The 15302-nt window shown below is 70.7% G+C and carries 16 protein-coding genes; 3 read left to right on the plus strand and 13 right to left on the minus strand.

Annotation, left to right across the window (positions count from 1 at the left end):
* Positions 1 to 353 precede the first annotated feature (353 nt).
* From cbiE to ABEA82_RS28315, 6 genes are all read right to left on the minus strand, one after another.
* The gene (cbiE, locus tag ABEA82_RS28290) at positions 354 to 1574 is read right to left on the minus strand and encodes a precorrin-6y C5,15-methyltransferase (decarboxylating) subunit CbiE (protein ID WP_345664508.1); all 1221 of its coding nucleotides are present in this window, start codon (positions 1572 to 1574) and stop codon (positions 354 to 356) included.
* Between the two features lie 133 nt (positions 1575 to 1707).
* The gene (locus ABEA82_RS28295; protein WP_345664509.1) at positions 1708 to 2340 is read right to left on the minus strand and encodes a GNAT family N-acetyltransferase; all 633 of its coding nucleotides are present in this window, start codon (positions 2338 to 2340) and stop codon (positions 1708 to 1710) included.
* 141 nt (positions 2341 to 2481) lie between these two features.
* Positions 2482 to 3300, minus strand: coding sequence for a MetQ/NlpA family ABC transporter substrate-binding protein (locus ABEA82_RS28300; RefSeq protein WP_345664510.1), 819 nt, complete (start codon positions 3298 to 3300; stop codon positions 2482 to 2484).
* 62 nt (positions 3301 to 3362) lie between these two features.
* Positions 3363 to 4070, minus strand: a complete 708-nt coding sequence (locus ABEA82_RS28305) for a methionine ABC transporter permease (protein WP_003989031.1) — start codon at positions 4068 to 4070, stop codon at positions 3363 to 3365.
* On the minus strand, positions 4067 to 5110 hold the full coding sequence (locus ABEA82_RS28310) for a methionine ABC transporter ATP-binding protein (RefSeq protein ID WP_345664511.1): 1044 nt from the start codon (positions 5108 to 5110) through the stop codon (positions 4067 to 4069). Before ABEA82_RS28310 ends, ABEA82_RS28305 begins: the two co-directional genes overlap by 4 nt.
* Before the next feature lie 376 nt (positions 5111 to 5486).
* On the minus strand, positions 5487 to 6137 hold the full coding sequence (locus tag ABEA82_RS28315; protein WP_345664512.1) for an HAD-IA family hydrolase: 651 nt from the start codon (positions 6135 to 6137) through the stop codon (positions 5487 to 5489).
* 69 nt (positions 6138 to 6206) lie between these two features.
* Between ABEA82_RS28315 and ABEA82_RS28320 the strand changes: the two genes are divergently transcribed.
* Both ABEA82_RS28320 and ABEA82_RS28325 read left to right on the plus strand, forming a co-directional pair.
* On the plus strand, positions 6207 to 6566 hold the full coding sequence (locus ABEA82_RS28320) for a hypothetical protein (RefSeq protein ID WP_345664513.1): 360 nt from the start codon (positions 6207 to 6209) through the stop codon (positions 6564 to 6566).
* Positions 6547 to 6978: a hypothetical protein gene (locus ABEA82_RS28325; RefSeq protein ID WP_345664514.1), complete on the plus strand. Its 432-nt coding sequence runs from the start codon at positions 6547 to 6549 to the stop codon at positions 6976 to 6978. Before ABEA82_RS28320 ends, ABEA82_RS28325 begins: the two co-directional genes overlap by 20 nt.
* Before the next feature lie 93 nt (positions 6979 to 7071).
* Here ABEA82_RS28325 and ABEA82_RS28330 read toward each other — a convergent pair whose 3' ends face one another.
* The 3 genes from ABEA82_RS28330 to ABEA82_RS28340 form a co-directional block, all read right to left on the minus strand.
* Positions 7072 to 7569 carry a GNAT family N-acetyltransferase gene (locus tag ABEA82_RS28330; protein WP_003989036.1) on the minus strand — a complete coding sequence of 166 codons (498 nt, stop codon included), beginning with the start codon at positions 7567 to 7569 and terminating at the stop codon, positions 7072 to 7074.
* Positions 7570 to 7626: 57 nt separating this feature from the next.
* Entirely contained in the window at positions 7627 to 8121 is a 495-nt protein-coding gene (locus ABEA82_RS28335) for an RNA polymerase sigma factor (RefSeq protein WP_345664515.1), read from the minus strand.
* A gap of 90 nt (positions 8122 to 8211) precedes the next feature.
* Positions 8212 to 9378, minus strand: a complete 1167-nt coding sequence (locus ABEA82_RS28340; RefSeq protein ID WP_345664516.1) for a glycerophosphodiester phosphodiesterase — start codon at positions 9376 to 9378, stop codon at positions 8212 to 8214.
* A 403-nt stretch (positions 9379 to 9781) separates the two neighbouring features.
* Between ABEA82_RS28340 and ABEA82_RS28345 the strand changes: the two genes are divergently transcribed.
* On the plus strand, positions 9782 to 10456 hold the full coding sequence (locus ABEA82_RS28345; RefSeq protein ID WP_345664517.1) for a lysophospholipid acyltransferase family protein: 675 nt from the start codon (positions 9782 to 9784) through the stop codon (positions 10454 to 10456).
* 42 nt (positions 10457 to 10498) lie between these two features.
* On the opposite strand, the gene ABEA82_RS28350 is transcribed toward ABEA82_RS28345, so the two are convergent.
* From ABEA82_RS28350 to argH, 4 genes are all read right to left on the minus strand, one after another.
* Positions 10499 to 12031: an MFS transporter gene (locus ABEA82_RS28350; RefSeq protein ID WP_345664518.1), complete on the minus strand. Its 1533-nt coding sequence runs from the start codon at positions 12029 to 12031 to the stop codon at positions 10499 to 10501.
* Entirely contained in the window at positions 12028 to 12579 is a 552-nt protein-coding gene (locus ABEA82_RS28355) for a TetR/AcrR family transcriptional regulator (protein ID WP_345664519.1), read from the minus strand. The genes ABEA82_RS28350 and ABEA82_RS28355 overlap by 4 nt, the downstream gene beginning before the upstream one ends.
* 118 nt (positions 12580 to 12697) lie before the next feature.
* Positions 12698 to 13669 carry an aldo/keto reductase gene (locus ABEA82_RS28360; protein ID WP_345664521.1) on the minus strand — a complete coding sequence of 324 codons (972 nt, stop codon included), beginning with the start codon at positions 13667 to 13669 and terminating at the stop codon, positions 12698 to 12700.
* 160 nt (positions 13670 to 13829) lie between these two features.
* Positions 13830 to 15266 (minus strand): argininosuccinate lyase, encoded by a 1437-nt coding sequence (gene argH, locus ABEA82_RS28365; protein ID WP_345664522.1) that lies wholly within the window; start codon positions 15264 to 15266, stop codon positions 13830 to 13832.
* Positions 15267 to 15302 lie beyond the last annotated feature (36 nt).

Genomic DNA, 15302 nt, shown 5'->3' on the forward strand with positions numbered 1-15302 from the left:
CATCGGTTAGTGCTCCTACGACCAGCTCACCCGGAACGGCGCACCGACCGCCCCACAGTGAAGAACGAGCGTGCGTCCCCAGCGGCACGAACGGCCCGCCCGGAAAAGGCGACAAAGCCACTCACTGGCATTGTTGCGGCCGAACCACCGTCTCGGCACGTTGATCCGCGACGGTTCCGCTGTGGACTGCGCCACGTTGCGCGTCCTCCGGTTCTGCCGTACCACACCCACCCCAAAACGGGTGGGTTTTCCGGACATTGACCGACGAACCGCCGGGCGTCCTGGTGCGGTGCAGCGATCGGCCAGCCTACCGCGCGCAGTACGACAACCCGATCACGGGGACGTCCGCAGGCTCAGGCGCTGCGCCGGGGCAGGACGCCGCTGAGCAGGAACGCGACGCTCCGTTTCTTCTCCGTCCAGGCCCGGGTGTCGAGTTCGACGGACTGGAGCAGGGCGCACTCGACGCCGTAGCCGTGCTCCGTCAGGTCCCGGCCGATGAGTTCGGCGGCGTCACGGGTGGCGGCGTGGGTGACGATGCGCTGCGGTCGGCGGTCGGCGACGGCGGAGACCACGGCCGCTCCCCCGCCACCGACGCGGACGACGTCGGGCTCGGGGAGGTTCTCCAGGATGTGCGGGGCGCTGCCGTGCACGATCTGGAGCTGGGCGCCGAAGCGGCGGGCGGTGGCGTCGGTGCGCGCGCACGCCGCCCGGTCGCTGTCGACGGCGATGACGGCGGCGCCGGCCCGCGCGGCCTCGATGGCGAAGGCCCCGCTGCCGCAGCCGATGTCCCACACGAGGTCGCCGATGCGCGGTCCGAGGCGGGCGAGTTGGGAGGCGCGCAGCAGCTGGGTCTCGCCCTCGCCGAACTCGCCACCGTAGGCCTCGGCGGGCAGGGACCAGTCACGGGGTCCGGCGGACGGGTCGCGACCCGCGATCCAGCCGCCGGCCTCTCCGGCGGTGCCGGGGCGGGCCGGGCCGCCGAGGACGATGACGACGTTGGGGTCGCGCCAGGTGTGGTCGGCCGCCTTGTCGGAGGTGACGACGGTGACGCGTTCGCGATCGGTGCCGAGTTCCTCGCAGATGACGAAGGAGCGGTGGACTCCTTCGAGGAGCAGGCCGAGTTCGGCCGGTCCGGCGCCGGGCGAGGTGAGGACAGCCACCTTGGTGTGGGCTCGGCATACGTTGACCGCGCGGCGCAGCGTGCGGGGGTGTGCGACGACCACCTGCGCGTCGTCCCAGGGCATCCCGGCACGGGCGAAGGCGGCGGCGACCGAGGAGACGGCGGGGACGACCTCGACCTCGAGGCCGAACTCGGGGGCGCGCAGGGTGCGTACGACGCCGAAGAAGCCGGGGTCGCCGTCGGCGAGCACGACGGCCGTGCCGCGGTGGGCGGCGATGCGGCGGGCGGCGAGGGCGACGCTGCCGAGGCGGATGCGCTCGGCGCCGGCGGGGACCTCCGGGAGCGCCAGGTGGTGGGCGGCACCTGCCACGAGCGTGGCGGCACCCAGGGCGGCGCGCGCCGCGGCGGTCAGCGGCGAACCGTCCCAGCCGATCACCGTGACCCGGTCGGCCATCGTCGTCAGTCTCCAGGGGTTCTCGCAGTTCGTCTGCGTGTCGTCGGGTGGGCGGCCCGCAGGCGGGCTCCGTGAGAGTACCCGCTGAACCCGGCGGAGGGGGCGGCGGTGCCGTCGCGCACGGGGTCGCGGGTCAGTTCCAGTCGCCGAAGGAGGTGAAGGCGCCGGTGGGCTGCTCGCCCACGCCGTCGAGGTCCTCGGGGAGCAGGCTCCAGACGATGAGGTCGGTGCGTACCTCGGTCCACTCGTCGTCGTCCGTGCGGGTCCGGGCTATCCAGGCGCCGCGCAGCACTCCCTCGCTGATACAGCCGATCTTCTGGGCCACCTGCTGGGAGGCGGTGTTGTCGGCCGCGGTGCGCAGTTCGAGGCGCTCGAACTTCTGGTCGTCGAAGAGCCACCGCGCGGTGACGAGCACCGCCTCGGAGGCGTAGCCCTCGCCGCGGGCCCAGGGGGCCGTGACGTAGGAGATCTCGCTGGAGCGGACCCGCCAGTCGGTGTTCTTGAGGTGGACGACGCCGACGAGCCGCTGGGTGAGGAACTCCGTGACGGCGAAGACGATGCCACGGCCCTCGGCGCGTTCGGCGGGGGCCCGTTCGGTGATCCAGGAGCGGGCGTGAGCCTCGGTGTAGGGGCGCGGGACGGTGGTCCACGTGGTGACGAGCTCGTCGTTCATCATGTCGGCGAACGACTGGATGTCCGGCTCCTCGAAGGGGCGCAGTACCAACCGCTCCGTACTGATGGAGACGTTGGGAAAGGTGCTCGTCATGCGCCGCTCCGTAACCTTCGGTAAACCTTCAGGGCCTGCTCAACTGCCCAGCATGCAGCATGCAAGCACTGATCCGCACCACGGGGCCCTCCCCCACCCGGTGAGGGAGGACGCCGTGTGTGGCGCGTGCCGGGCGCGGGCTCAGAAGGAGGCGAGCACGGCGCCGTCGTACTTGTCCTGGATGAACTTCTTCACCTCGGGCGAGGTGAGGAGCTTGGCGAGCTTCTTCACGCGCGGGTCGTCCTCCTGGCCCTTCTTCACGGCGAGGAAGTTGCCGTAGGGGTTGTTCTTCGGGGACTCCAGGACGAGGGAGTCCTTCGCCGGCTTCAGGTCGGACTCGAGGGCGTAGTTGCCGTTGACGACGGCGGCGTCCACGTCGTCGAGGGAGCGCGGGGTCTGGGCCGCCTCCAGCTCCTTGAACTTGAGCTTCTTCGGGTTCTTGGTGATGTCGGAGGGGGTCGCCTCGTTGCCGACGCCGTCCTTGAGGGTGATGAGCCCGTTGGCGGCGAGGAGCTTGAGGGCGCGGGCCTCGTTGACGGTGTCGTTGGGTATCGCGACGGTCGCACCGCTCTTCAGGTCGTCGGCCTTCTTGACCTTGTGGGAGTAGAGACCGAGCGGTTCCAGGTGGACCGTGACGACGGGCACGATGTCGGTGCCGTTCTTCTTGTTGAAGTCGTCGAGGTACGGCTTGTTCTGGAAGTAGTTGGCGCCGACGGAGCCGTCCTGCGTCGCCGTGTTCGGCGTGACGTAGTCGGTGAACTCCTTGACCTGGAGGTCGAGGCCTTCCTTCTTGGCGAGGTTGTCCTTGACGTAGGTCAGGATCTCGGCGTGCGGGGTGGGGCTGGCGGCGACGATCAGGGGACCGTCGGTGTCCGAGCTGCCCGCGCCGCAGGCGCTGAGCCCGAGGGTGAGGGCTCCGGCGGCGAGTACGGCGGTGGTGATCTTGGCGGTGTTACGCACGAAAAGTGCCTTTCCTTGTGGCCTTGGGGTGGTGCGGCCCCGTCGTGGGTGAACGGGGGGGTTCAGGAGGCGGCTTTGAGCAGCCGCAGCTTGGGGGCGGGGCCCGAGTGGGCGCCGCGGCGGTGCAGGGAGCGGGCCGCGTAGTCGCCGGCGAACTGGATGACCGAGATGACGACGGCGAGGATCGCGACGGTGATCCACATCAGCTGCGTCTCGAAGCGCTGGTAGCCGTAGCGGATGGCGATGTCTCCCAGGCCGCCGGCGCCGACCGTGCCCGCCATCGCCGAGTAGCCGATCAGGGCCACGATCGTGGTGGTGGTGCTGGAGATCAGCGACGGCAGGGACTCCGGTACGAGCACCTTGCGGACGATGGTCCAGGTGTTGCCGCCCATGGACTGCACGGCCTCGACGAGCCCGTGGTCGACTTCGCGGACGGCCGTCTCGACCAGGCGCGCGAAGAACGGGATGGCGCCGATGGCGAGCGGCACGATGGCGGCCTCACGGCCGATGGTCGTCCCGGTGATCGAGCGGGTGAAGCCCATCAGCGCGACCATCAGGATGATGAACGGCAGGGAGCGGGCGATGTTCACGACCTGCCCGATGACCTTGTTGGCGGCGAGGTTCTGGAGCAGGCCGCCGCGGTCGGTCAGGACCAGCAGGATGCCGAGCGGCAGGCCGCCGACGACGGCGATCAGCGTGGACCAGCCGACCATGTAGAGCGTGTCCCAACACGCCTGTTCCAGCAGGGGCTGCATCTCGGACCAGGTCATTCGGCACTCTCCTTCACCAGCGCGGCCGGGTTCTCCGCCGCGCCCACCACGTCGATCTGCAGGCCGTGTTCGCGCAGGAAGCCGATCGGCACGACGTTGTCCTCGTAGCGGCCGGGCAGTTCGATGCGCATACGGCCGACTTGGAGGCCGCCGACGGTGTCGATGGCGGCGCCGAGGATCGATATGTCGATGTTGTAGGTGCGGGCGAGCTGCGAGATGACGGGCTGGGTCGCGCTCTCGCCCTGGAAGGTCACGTCGACGACGGTGCGGTCCTCGCCGGAGGCCTCGCCGCCGAGCGGGAACAGGGCGGCGGCCAGCTCGGAGCCCGGGGTCGCCAGCAGCTCGCTGACCGTGCCCGACTCGACGATGCGGCCGTTGTCCATGAGCGCGGCCGAGTCGCAGACCGACTTCACGACGTCCATCTCGTGGGTGATGAGCAGGACGGTGAGGCCGAGTTGCCGGTTCAGGTCGCGCAGCAGCGCGAGGATCGACCGGGTGGTCTCCGGGTCGAGGGCGCTGGTGGCCTCGTCGGACAGCAGCACCTTCGGGTCGCCGGCGAGCGCGCGGGCGATGCCGACACGCTGCTTCTGGCCGCCGGAGAGCTGGGCGGGGTAGGCGCCCGCCTTGTCGGCGAGGCCGACCAGGTCGAGCAGCTCCAGTGCCTTGCGGGAGCGTTCCTTCCCGGACTTGCCGAGGATCTCCAGCGGCAGTTCGACGTTGTCCTGGACGGTGCGCGAGGACAGCAGGTTGAAGTGCTGGAAGACCATGCCGATCCGGCTGCGCGCCTGCCGCAGTTCCTTTCCGGCGCGCGGGCCGCGGCCGGCCAGGGCGGTGAGGTCCTCCCCGGCCACCGTCACGGTGCCGGAGGTGGGGCGTTCCAGCAGGTTGACGCAGCGGATGAGGGAGGACTTGCCGGCGCCGGACTGGCCGATGACGCCGTACACCTCGCCTTCGCGGACGTGCAGGTCGACGCCGTCCAGGGCGGTGACCTCGCGGCCGCGTGAACGGTAGACCTTGGTCAGGTCCGTTGTGGTGATCACGTGGGTTTCCGTCACTGTCAGGTGCGCGGGCGTGGGTGTGCCCGGGCACAGCTGCATTCGTTCAGGGACGCGACACGGTTCTCGCAGGAGCGTGGAACCGGAGAGAACATGCGCGCGGGCGGCAGGGTGTCACGCATCGCTCAGGGCGTGCGGACATGCCGCGGTCTCGCTTCGGGGCGCGAGCTCAGGGGGTGGTGCGGGGGCCCTCTAGAAGGCGCACATTCGACACGTACAACGAGCACCGGGCGGCACGGTCGCCTCGGTCGCGGGGATGCGGTCGCTCGTCGTGGTCATGCGGTCAGTAAAACATGCGTACGGTCCTGACAGCCCGCCGCTGTCCGGATGGTGGACAGTGGTGGACAGGGGCCGGGGCGCGTCAGCCGCGGAGGGAGATCTCCACCCCTTGCTGGGTGACCAGTGCCGACAGGACCGACAGGTCCTCGACGACGAGGTCGGCCCGCAGTTCGTGCGCCGGGTGGGTTGTGGTCAACGCCACGGTGGTCATACCGGCGGCGCGCCCGGCCGCGAGGCCCGCCGGGGCGTCCTCGAAGACGACGCAGTGGGCGGGGTCGACACCGAGGGTGCGGGCGGCGAGCAGGTAGGGCTCGGGGTCGGGCTTGCCGCGGGTGATGTCGTCGGCGGCCACGAGCGTCTTGGGCAGGATGCCGACGGCGTCCAGTCGGGCCTCGGCCAGCCGCCGGGTGGCGGAGGTGACGACGGCCCAGCGCTCGGCGGGCAGGGCGTCGAGGAACGCGCGGGTGCCGGGCAGCAGGTGCACGCCACCGTTGGGCACGTCCTCCACTTCCAGGTCCTCGATCCGCGCGACGGCCTCCGCCACGATGTCGGCGGGCAGCAGGTCGGCGGCTATCTCGGCGGCCGGCCGCCCGTGCAGCTCGACCCGCGCGAAGTCCTCGGCCGTGATCCCGTACTCGGCGGCCCACCGTGCCCAGCAGCGGTCCACGGAGGCGAGGGAGGAGACGAGGGTTCCGTCGTTGTCGAACAGCAGGGCGTGCGCGTCGATCTTCATGCCCCTGACCCTACGGGGCAGGCCAGGGCCGGGAGCATCGGGCCTTTTCGGCCGTAATAAGGTCGCAGCATGCTTGATGTCCTGACGCTGGTGACCGGGGTCGCCGCGCTGCTGCTGGCCGCCTGGTGCGGCTGGGCGGCCTACCGTGACCAGCCGACGAAGGACTGGCATTTCATCGCCATGGCCGTCGTCACCCTGCTGTCGCTGATCCAGCTGGTGGTGGGGATCGTGGCGCTGGCACGGGGCGAGAAGCCGGAGCAGGGCACGACGATCTTCGTGGCGTATCTGCTGGGCGCGTTCGCGTGCATCCCGGCGGCGGGGTTCATGTCGCTGGCCGAGCGCTCACGGTGGGGGTCGGTGACGGTCGCCGCGGGCGGCGTGGTGCTGGCGGTGCTGGAGGTGCGGCTCTATGACATCTGGGGAGGCTGAGGTGGGCCGGCAGCGGCTGATCAGCGGGCCGGGCACGCTGCTGGTGTGGCTGTACGGAGTGATGGTCGTCGGGGCGGTGTCGCGGTCGGCGTACCAGATCGCGACGGAGTTCGACCGGGCGCCGCTGGCGTACTCACTGTCGGCCGTTGCCGGTGTCGTGTACGGGTTCATCACGTACTCGCTGGTGCGCGGTGGGGAGACGGCGCGGAAGGCTGCGCTGGCCTGCTGTGTTGCCGAGTTGGTGGGGGTCCTGACGGTGGGGACCTGGACGTTGATCGAGCCGTCCGCCTTCCCGGACGCGACCGTGTGGTCGGACTTCGGGATGGGGTATGTGTTCATCCCGGTTCTGCTGCCGGTGTCGGCCATTTACTGGCTGCGGAAGTCGCGTACGCGAGACGGGGATGCCGCCTGACGTGATCAGGCGGCCGCGGGTCACACGTGGTTGATCGCGCCCGCGCGGCGGAGCCGCACTTCGATACAGTCCCGCGCCCCTGAAAGGCGAAGATCAAGCCGTCGCCGCGTAGGTACCGGCCGGCTTCTCCAGGACGATCATCGGGACGCCGTCGGCGCCCTGGGACGTGCCCACCGTTTCGTAGCCGACCCTGCGGTAGAGGCGGAGGTTGCCCTCGCTGCGGTGGCCGGTGTGGAGGCGGAAGCGGGTGGCCCCGTGCTGGTCGGCGAGGGCGGATTCGGCCGCGCGGAGGAGGCGGGCGCCGATGCCGTGGCCCTGGAGGCGCGGGTGGACGCAGAGCTTGCCGATCGCGGCGGCGCCGCCGTCGGTGACCGAGCCGCGGACCGAGCCCACGACCTCGTCGCCGAGCCGGGCCACGAAGACGCAGTCGCGGCCGACTTCCTCGCGGACCGAGTCGAGGGTTTGGACGAGCGGGTCGATGCGGTAGTTCCCGTACAGGGCGGCCTCTGTCTGGAAGCACAGGTACTGCAGTCTGAAAATCTGCTCCGCGTCCTGCTCGGTCGCCGCAGAGATGGTCACGCTCATGCCCATGTGCGCACGCCTCCCGCTCATCTGATCACCGGTCGTCCCCCACTCCTATCCCCGTCCTCAGCGGGCCGCAACCTCCGGTGCCAGCAATCTGCGCAGACATCCCAGGCATCTGGAACGTTCCGGGCCGAGACTGCCCTGTGAGATACCCAACTCCCCTGCGATTTCCCGGTATGTCAGGTCCTCAGGAGAGAGCAGGGCCTCCATGAGGCGCGGGCAGCGGCCCGGGAGACGGCGCACGGCCGCGCGCACGGCCCGGCCGCGGGCCGCGTCGAGGGCGAGCTGTTCGGGGTCGCGGCCACCGTCGGCGACCGGTTCGACTCCGTACGGCCGTTCGAGGCGGCTCGTCCGGCGGGTACGCCGGGCCTCCGAACGGACGGCCCGGCGGATCCATCCCTGCGGGTCGCGGGGCGGGTCCTCGGCGTCCAGGCGCTCCAGCAGACGGAGCCAGACCGCCTGTTCCAGGTCGCCGGGCTCTACTCCGGCGGCATATGCCTCGGCGGAGGCCTCGGCGGTGAGCAGCGGGCGCAGGGAGGTGACCAGGTGGTGCGTCATATGCGGAGCGACGCGGCCGCCCGGGCGGTGGGTTGCCCGGGCGGCCGAAGCTCACTCGACCGGGGGGTGTGAGCGCAGCTGTTGACGCGCTCAGCCGTTGACGAAGGCCTCGCGGGCCAGCACGCCCGTGTCCGGCTGGTCGGTGAAGACACCGTCGATACCGGTGGCGAAGTAGGCCTTGTAGGCACCGAAGACGTCCCCGTAGGCGTCGGCCTCGGTGCCCTTGCGGAAGTCCGCCGGGAGGAAGGGGTTCTCGTTGCGCATGGTCCACGGGTGCAGGATCAGGCCCACCTTGTGCGCGTCGGAGACGAGCGTCGTCGGCTCGGTGAGCTTGCCCCCGGCGTCGCGCGGGATGACCAGGTCCAGGGTCGGTCCGATGCCCTGCGCGTAGGAGGCGATCTCCCGCAGGCCGGCCGGCTTGACCAGGTCGGCGACCGTGCGTGGGTCGCCCGTCTCGACGAAGTCCCAGGGGCGGGTGTCCGCGCCGGAGAGCAGGACGACCAGCGGGTTGTCCACGAGCTTGTTGAGGCGTTCGATGCTGGTCGGCTCGAAGGACTGGATGATGACCGGGGAGGTCCGCCCGTCCTTGCGGTGCTTGCGCAGCGCCTTGGCGACCCGCTCCTCCAGCGGCAGCCCCTGCTTGCGGAAGTAGGTGGGGTGCTTCATCTCCGGGTAGATCCAGACCTGCTTGCCGCGCGCGCGGGTCTGCTGGTCCTGCCAGGTCAGGACCTCCTCGAAGGTGGGGATCTCCCAGCGCCCGTTGTAGAGGGTGTTGTGCGGGCGGTTGGCGGGGATGCGCTCGATCGCCCGCAGGGTCTTCAGCTCGGCGAGTGTGAAGTCCTCGGTGAACCAGCCGGTGGTGGAGACGCCGTCGAGCTGCTTGGTCTTCTTGCGGTCGGCGAACTCGGGGTGGTCGGCGACGTCCGTGGTGCCGCCGATCTCGGGCTCGTGACGGCAGACGAGGTGCCCGTCCTTCGTCGGCACCAGGTCGCCGGCCTCGACGATGTCGGCGCCCATGTCGAGAGCGAGCTGGTAGGAGCCGAGGGTGTGCTCCGGGCGGTAGCCGCTGGCTCCGCGGTGGCCGACGATCGTCGGCTTGGGGAGGCTCTTCAGTCCGCCGCTGCCGTACCGGGCGCTGTCGGCTCTCGCCGTGCCGGTCACGCCGAGCACCGCTCCGCCGGCGCCGAGCACCGCCGCGCCGAGCAGGGCCCGCCGTCCGGTTCCGCTCGCTCCCTCGTTCGACTTCTGCGTTCCCATGAGCGCCCTCCTGCCGTCGGCTCGTCAGTGCGGGCCGATCGTACGGGCGCGTACATGACCAGCGGGAGACGCCGCGCGGAACACGCGGGTGACACGCGATGTCACCGTGGCGGGCGGGGCGGCGGACTGACGGTTCGTCGAGTTCATGACGTCCCGGCCGGTTCGGCACGGCGGGTTCTGGGAACGCGTGCGAGGCCGATACCGGTCCGCCCGGAGCGATGTCCGTCACATCGCGACGGCCGGGTCACGCATCGTCGACGGGGTGTCACCGCAGGTAAACACGCGTCAACAGTGTGTAAGGCCTCGGTTAAGTCGCCGTGCCCGATGTGCGCGATCCCGGGGGCCGCGAGTATCGTCCTCACCTGCACAGACACATAAAGCATCCCTGACACCGGAGGGTCCGTTGTCCCGCTTCGCGCTCATCAAGGCAGTGCTCGGCCCGATCATGCGCCTGATGTTCCGCCCGCAGGTGGAAGGTGCGGAGCACATTCCCGGCGACGGTCCGGTCATCCTGGCCGGCAACCACCTGACGTTCATCGACTCGATGATCCTGCCGCTGGTCTGCGACCGGCAGGTCTTCTTCATCGGCAAGGACGAGTACGTGACCGGGAAGGGCCTCAAGGGCCGGCTGATGGCCTGGTTCTTCACCGGCGTCGGCATGATCCCCGTGGACCGCGACGGCGGCCGGGGCGGGGTGGCGGCCCTGATGACCGGGCGACGGGTGCTGGACGAGGGCCGGGTCTTCGGCATCTACCCGGAGGGCACACGGTCGCCCGACGGCCGTCTGTACCGGGGGCGTACCGGCATCGCCCGGCTCACGCTGATGACCGGGGCTCCGGTGGTGCCGTTCGCGATGATCGGCACGGACCGGATCCAGCCGGGCGGGGCGGGTCTGCCCCGGCCGGGCAAGGTCACCGTGCGGTTCGGTGAGGCGATGGAGTTCTCCCGGTACGAGGGGATGGACCGGGACCGCTATGTGCTGCGGGCCGTCACCGATTCGGTGATGGCCGAGGTCATGCGGCTGTCCGGGCAGGAGTACGTCGACATGTACGCCAGCAAGGCCAAGGAAGCGGCCTAGGCAGCGGTGCGCCGAGGGGCCGGGCCCCTCGGCGCCGCCCGGCTACGGGTGTTCCGCCCCGCCCTCCAGCCGCTGCCCCCGCAGCAGGAACCACGCCACCACCGCCGCGGCCAGCAGGACCGCCGCTCCGACGCCGGCCGCGAGTGCCAGTCCGTCGACGAACGACGTGCGGGCCGCGTCCAGCATCACGGCGGCGTTGTGCGCGGGCATGCCCGCCGCCGCCTCGACGGCGCCACCCAGCGACTCGTGGGCCGCGTCCGGTGTGCCCGCCGGACCGGTGAAGTCCCGGTAGACGCCGGTGACGATCGAGCCGAGCACGGCGATACCGAGGGCGGCGCCGAGTTCGTACGCCGTCTCGGAGACGGCGGAGGCGGAGCCCGCCTGCTCCTTGGGCACGCTGGAAAGGATCACGTCGGCGGTCACGGTGAACGAGAAACCGGCACCGACACCGACCACCAGCAGCGCGGTCCCGAGCAGCGGATAGCCGGTGGACTGACCGACCACCGTGAGCGCGGCCAGACCCAGGCCGATCGCCGCCAGACCGCAGGAGACCACGGACCGCACCGAGAAACGGCGGGCCGCACGCCCCGCGACCAGACCGGCCGCCACCGCACCGATCGCGGCGGGCAGTTCGGCCAGACCCGCCTCGAACGGACGCCTGCCCTGGACGAGTTGCAGGTACTGCGAGAGGAAGAACACCAGCCCGGACAGGCCCAGGATGGTCAGCAGGTCGGCCAGGACCGCCCCGCTGAAGCCGCGGTTGCGGAACAGCCTCATGTCCAGCAGCGGAGCCGGGAGCCGGAGCTGACGGCGGACGAACCCGTACAGGGCGGCGGCGCCCAGCAGGCCGGCGGCTGCCGGGGTCCAGGCGAAGCCGTGCGCCGCGATCTCCTTGACCGCGTACACGATGCCGACCATGCCGACGAGCGACAGCACGACACTGCTCATGTCCCAGGGGCCGGGGTTCGCGGTGCGCGACTCGGGCAGCAGCTTCATTCCGACGAGGACCAGCACGATCATCACGGGCAGGTTGATCAGGAACACCGAGCCCCACCAGAAGTGCTCCAGCAGGAACCCGCCGACGATCGGGCCGACCGCCGTGCCCGCGGAGGCGGTGGCGCCCCAGATGCCGACGGCGAGACTGCGTTCGCGCGGGTCGTGGAAGAGGTTGCGGATCAGCGCGAGTGTGGCGGGCATCAGGGTCGCGCCGGCGACACCGAGCAGCGCCCTCGCGACGATCATCATCTCCGGGGTCGTGGCGTAGGCGTTGAGCACGGATATCGCGCCGAACGCCGTCGCGCCGACGAGCAGGATCCGCTTGCGGCCGATGCGGTCGCCGAGGCTGCCCATGGAGACGAGCAGACCGGCGATGACGAACGAGTAGACGTCGCCGATCCACAGCAGCTGCGTGCCCGAGGGCTTCAGGTCCTCACTGATGTAGGGGGTCGCGAGACCGAGGACGGTCGCGTCGACGGCCACCAGCAGCACGGCGAGCACGAGAACGCCGAGCGCGAGCCAGCGGCCCGGGCGCTTCACCGCCTCGTCGGTCCTCGCCGCCTGCAGGGTGCTGGTCATGATTCCTCTCTCCGTAGTGCGCCGCCGAGCAGCAGCTCGACGATCATGTGCTGGAAGTCCTTGGGCGCGCCCTTGCCGCTGTGCACCATCCAGGCGCCGGAGGCCATCAGGCCGTACAGCGCCTCGGTGAGCCAGGCGGGTGTGAGGTCGATGCGGAACTCGCCGGCGAGCTGGCCGCGCCGGAACAGGGTGGAGATCCGGTCGTCGATGAGGGACCAGCCCGCGTTCTGCTCCTCCCCTTCGAACAGCTGGTTCTCGGTGTAGAGGAAGGCCAGCAGTCCGGCGGCGGGCTCCATGGCGCCCACCAGCCGGCGGACGGCCTCGCTCGCGGCGCCCTCGTCGAGCCGGGCCGCGTCCAGCGCCGCCCGGCACTCCTCGATGCCCAGCGACTCCAGGGCGCGGACCAGGGCGTCACGTCCCGCGAAGTGGCGGTGCAACGTGGCGCGGCTGATCCCGGCGGCCTTGGCGACCTCGTCCATGGTCGCGGTGGATTTGCGGGTCAGCAGGGCGGCGGCGGAGCGCAGCACGTGGTCAGGGTCGACAGCCATGAGACGAGCATAACCCGTATGAGACATCAGTGTCTCATCCTGGGCATGCGTGACTCATGGCTGTCGGCTCACGGAGAGAAGGTGAGCACTCAAAGGTGAGAGTTCGGAAGGTGAGTGGTCAGTGCCAGGGCAGCTGACCGCGCCGCTCCCAGTACGCGTGCGGTTCCTCGGCCAGCGTGGCGAGGCGGGCCAGCTGGTCGTCGTCCAGGTCGACGGCCGCGGCGTGCAGGTTCGAGGCGAGCTGGTTGGTCGTGGCGGCGCCGGAGAGGACGACGCCGGCCCAGGGCCGGCGCAGGATCGCGGCCAGGGCGACGGCGTCACAGCCCAGTCCGGCCTGCTCGGCGACCTCCTTGACGACGTTCGGAGCGTGCGGCCCGGCCAGTCGGCCGTTGGCCATGCCCTCCTTGACGATCACGGTGAGGCCGGCGGCGTGGGCCTCGGCGAGGGCGGGCGCGGCGGAGGTCTCCAGGACGTTGTACGTGGACTGCACCGTACGGAAGAGGGGTTCGCCGTCGACCGTCACGGCCAGGGCGGCGCGGATCGCGTCCGCCTGGGCGGGGCCGCTGGTGGAGAAGCCGACGGTGAGGCCCTGGGCGGCGGCTTCCGCGAGCTTCGCGTGCAGTTCCTTGTCGGTGAGGGCCGGGCTGTCCGGGGTCACGGAGTGGATCTGGTAGAGGTCGAGCCGGTCGCCGAGCAGGGCGTCGCTCTCGGCGCGCTGCCGTTCGTAGGTGGGGAGGGTGTGGTCCTTGACCTCGTGCGTCTCGGCGTCGGTGGACCAGTCGGCGGTATAGGTGTAGCCCCACTTGCTGCCGACGACGATGTCGTCGAGGCCCGGCCTGCCGGCCAGCCAGTCGGCGAGGAACTCCTCCGAGCGGCCGTAGGAGCGGGCGGCGTCGAAGTAGCGGACGCCTTGGGCGTAGGCGGCGTCGAGGAGTTCGTGGGTGCGGTCGCGGAGCGTCTCGACGCTGCGGTCTTCTCCGAGGTCTTCGTCTCGGCCGAGGTTGATGTAGCCCGGGCGTCCGACTGCGGCGAGGCCGAGGCCGATGTGGCAGGTGGGGGTTGTTGCTGTGGCCAGGCGGGCGAAGGGCATCGGGGGCTCCGTTCGGTCGGCTCCGGTTCGGCTTCGACCCAACGTAACCCGCGATGACCTTCGCCTCAGAGCTCGGGACTTGCGGTGTTTTGCGCGTGCGGGTTGTGGGGGCTTGTCGCGCCCGCGCGGCGGAGCCGCACATCGATACGGCCCCGCGCCCCTAAGAGGCCCGCTGTCCTGCTGTCGCCCACTCGTGCTGGGCCGACACGTCCGCCTTCACCTCTCCCAGCTGGACGGCGACCGCGCTCGGGGCCGTGCCGCCCCTGCCGTTGCGGGAGGCCAGGGCGCCGGGGACGTTCAGCACCGTCCGCACCTCGGGGGTGAGGTGGCTGGAGATCTTCGCGAACTGCTCGTCCGTCAGCTCGTCGAGTTCCTTGCCCTCGGACTCGGCGACCTTCACGCACTCGCCGGCGACCTCGTGGGCGATGCGGAAGGGGACGCCCTGCTTGACCAGCCACTCGGCGATGTCCGTGGCGAGGGAGAAGCCGGCCGGGGCCAGTTCCTCCATGCGGTCGCGGTGGACGGTGAGGGTGGCCATCATGCCGGTGAAGGCCGGCAGCAGGATCTCCAGCTGGTCGATGGAGTCGAAGACCGGCTCCTTGTCCTCCTGGAGGTCGCGGTTGTAGGCGAGGGGCAGCGCCTTCAGGGTGGCGAGCAGGCCGGTCAGGTTGCCGATCAGGCGGCCGGACTTGCCGCGGGCCAGCTCCGCGATGTCCGGGTTCTTCTTCTGCGGCATGATCGACGAGCCCGTGGAGAACGCGTCGTGCAGGGTCACGAAGGAGAACTCCTTCGTGTTCCAGATGATGACCTCCTCGGCGATCCGGGAGAGGTTGACGCCGATCATCGCGGTGATGAACGCGAACTCGGCGACGAAGTCGCGCGAGGCCGTGCCGTCGATGGAGTTGCCGGCCGAGCCGTGCTCGAACCCGAGGTCCTTCGCCACCGCCTCCGGGTCCAGGCCGAGGGAGGAACCGGCCAGGGCTCCCGAGCCGTACGGCGACACGGCCGTGCGGGCGTCCCACTGACGCAGCCGCTCCGCGTCCCGCGAGAGGGCCTGGACGTGGGCTAGGACGTGATGGGCGAAGAGCACCGGCTGCGCGTGCTGGAGGTGCGTACGGCCGGGCATCGCCACGTCCGGGTGGGCCTCGGCGAGGCCGATCAGCGCGTCCTGGAGCTCGGCGAGCAGGCCCCCGACGATCCGGGCGTGGTCGCGCAGGTACATGCGGAAGAGGGTCGCGACCTGGTCGTTGCGGGAGCGGCCGGCGCGCAGCTTGCCGCCGAGGTCGGGGCCGAGCCGCTCCAGCAGGCCCCGCTCCAGGGCGGTGTGCACGTCCTCGTCGGCGATGGTGCCCACGAAGGAGCCGTCGGCGACGTCCTCCTCCAGCCGGTCGAGCCCGGCGATCATCCGGGTCAGCTCGTCCTCGGTGAGCAGGCCCGCCTTGTGCAGCACGCGCGCGTGCGCACGCGAACCGGCGATGTCGTACGGCGCCAGCCGCCAGTCGAAGTGGACGGACGCGGACAGCTTGGCCAGGGCCTCGGCGGGACCGTCGGCGAAACGGCCGCCCCAGAGCCGGACGTCACCGCTGTTGCTGCTCACTTGCGTTGCTCCTAGAGAGATACGGATGTGCCGCCG

This window comes from Streptomyces venetus (assembly GCF_039540295.1).
Taxonomy (GTDB): Bacteria; Actinomycetota; Actinomycetes; order Streptomycetales; family Streptomycetaceae; genus Streptomyces; species Streptomyces venetus.

Excerpts from the sequence above, each read along its gene's own strand:
- cbiE (WP_345664508.1), bottom strand. The coding sequence starts at position 1,574 with ATGGCCGACCGGGTCACGGTGATCGGCTGGGACGGTTCGCCGCTGACC.
- ABEA82_RS28295 (WP_345664509.1), bottom strand. The coding sequence starts at position 2,340 with ATGACGAGCACCTTTCCCAACGTCTCCATCAGTACGGAGCGGTTGGTA.
- ABEA82_RS28305 (WP_003989031.1), bottom strand. The coding sequence starts at position 4,070 with ATGACCTGGTCCGAGATGCAGCCCCTGCTGGAACAGGCGTGTTGGGAC.
- ABEA82_RS28315 (WP_345664512.1), bottom strand. The coding sequence starts at position 6,137 with ATGAAGATCGACGCGCACGCCCTGCTGTTCGACAACGACGGAACCCTC.
- ABEA82_RS28320 (WP_345664513.1), top strand. The coding sequence starts at position 6,207 with ATGCTTGATGTCCTGACGCTGGTGACCGGGGTCGCCGCGCTGCTGCTG.
- ABEA82_RS28325 (WP_345664514.1), top strand. The coding sequence starts at position 6,547 with ATGACATCTGGGGAGGCTGAGGTGGGCCGGCAGCGGCTGATCAGCGGG.
- ABEA82_RS28330 (WP_003989036.1), bottom strand. The coding sequence starts at position 7,569 with ATGGGCATGAGCGTGACCATCTCTGCGGCGACCGAGCAGGACGCGGAG.
- ABEA82_RS28335 (WP_345664515.1), bottom strand. The coding sequence starts at position 8,121 with ATGACGCACCACCTGGTCACCTCCCTGCGCCCGCTGCTCACCGCCGAG.
- ABEA82_RS28340 (WP_345664516.1), bottom strand. The coding sequence starts at position 9,378 with ATGGGAACGCAGAAGTCGAACGAGGGAGCGAGCGGAACCGGACGGCGG.
- ABEA82_RS28350 (WP_345664518.1), bottom strand. The coding sequence starts at position 12,031 with ATGACCAGCACCCTGCAGGCGGCGAGGACCGACGAGGCGGTGAAGCGC.
- ABEA82_RS28355 (WP_345664519.1), bottom strand. The coding sequence starts at position 12,579 with ATGGCTGTCGACCCTGACCACGTGCTGCGCTCCGCCGCCGCCCTGCTG.
- ABEA82_RS28360 (WP_345664521.1), bottom strand. The coding sequence starts at position 13,669 with ATGCCCTTCGCCCGCCTGGCCACAGCAACAACCCCCACCTGCCACATC.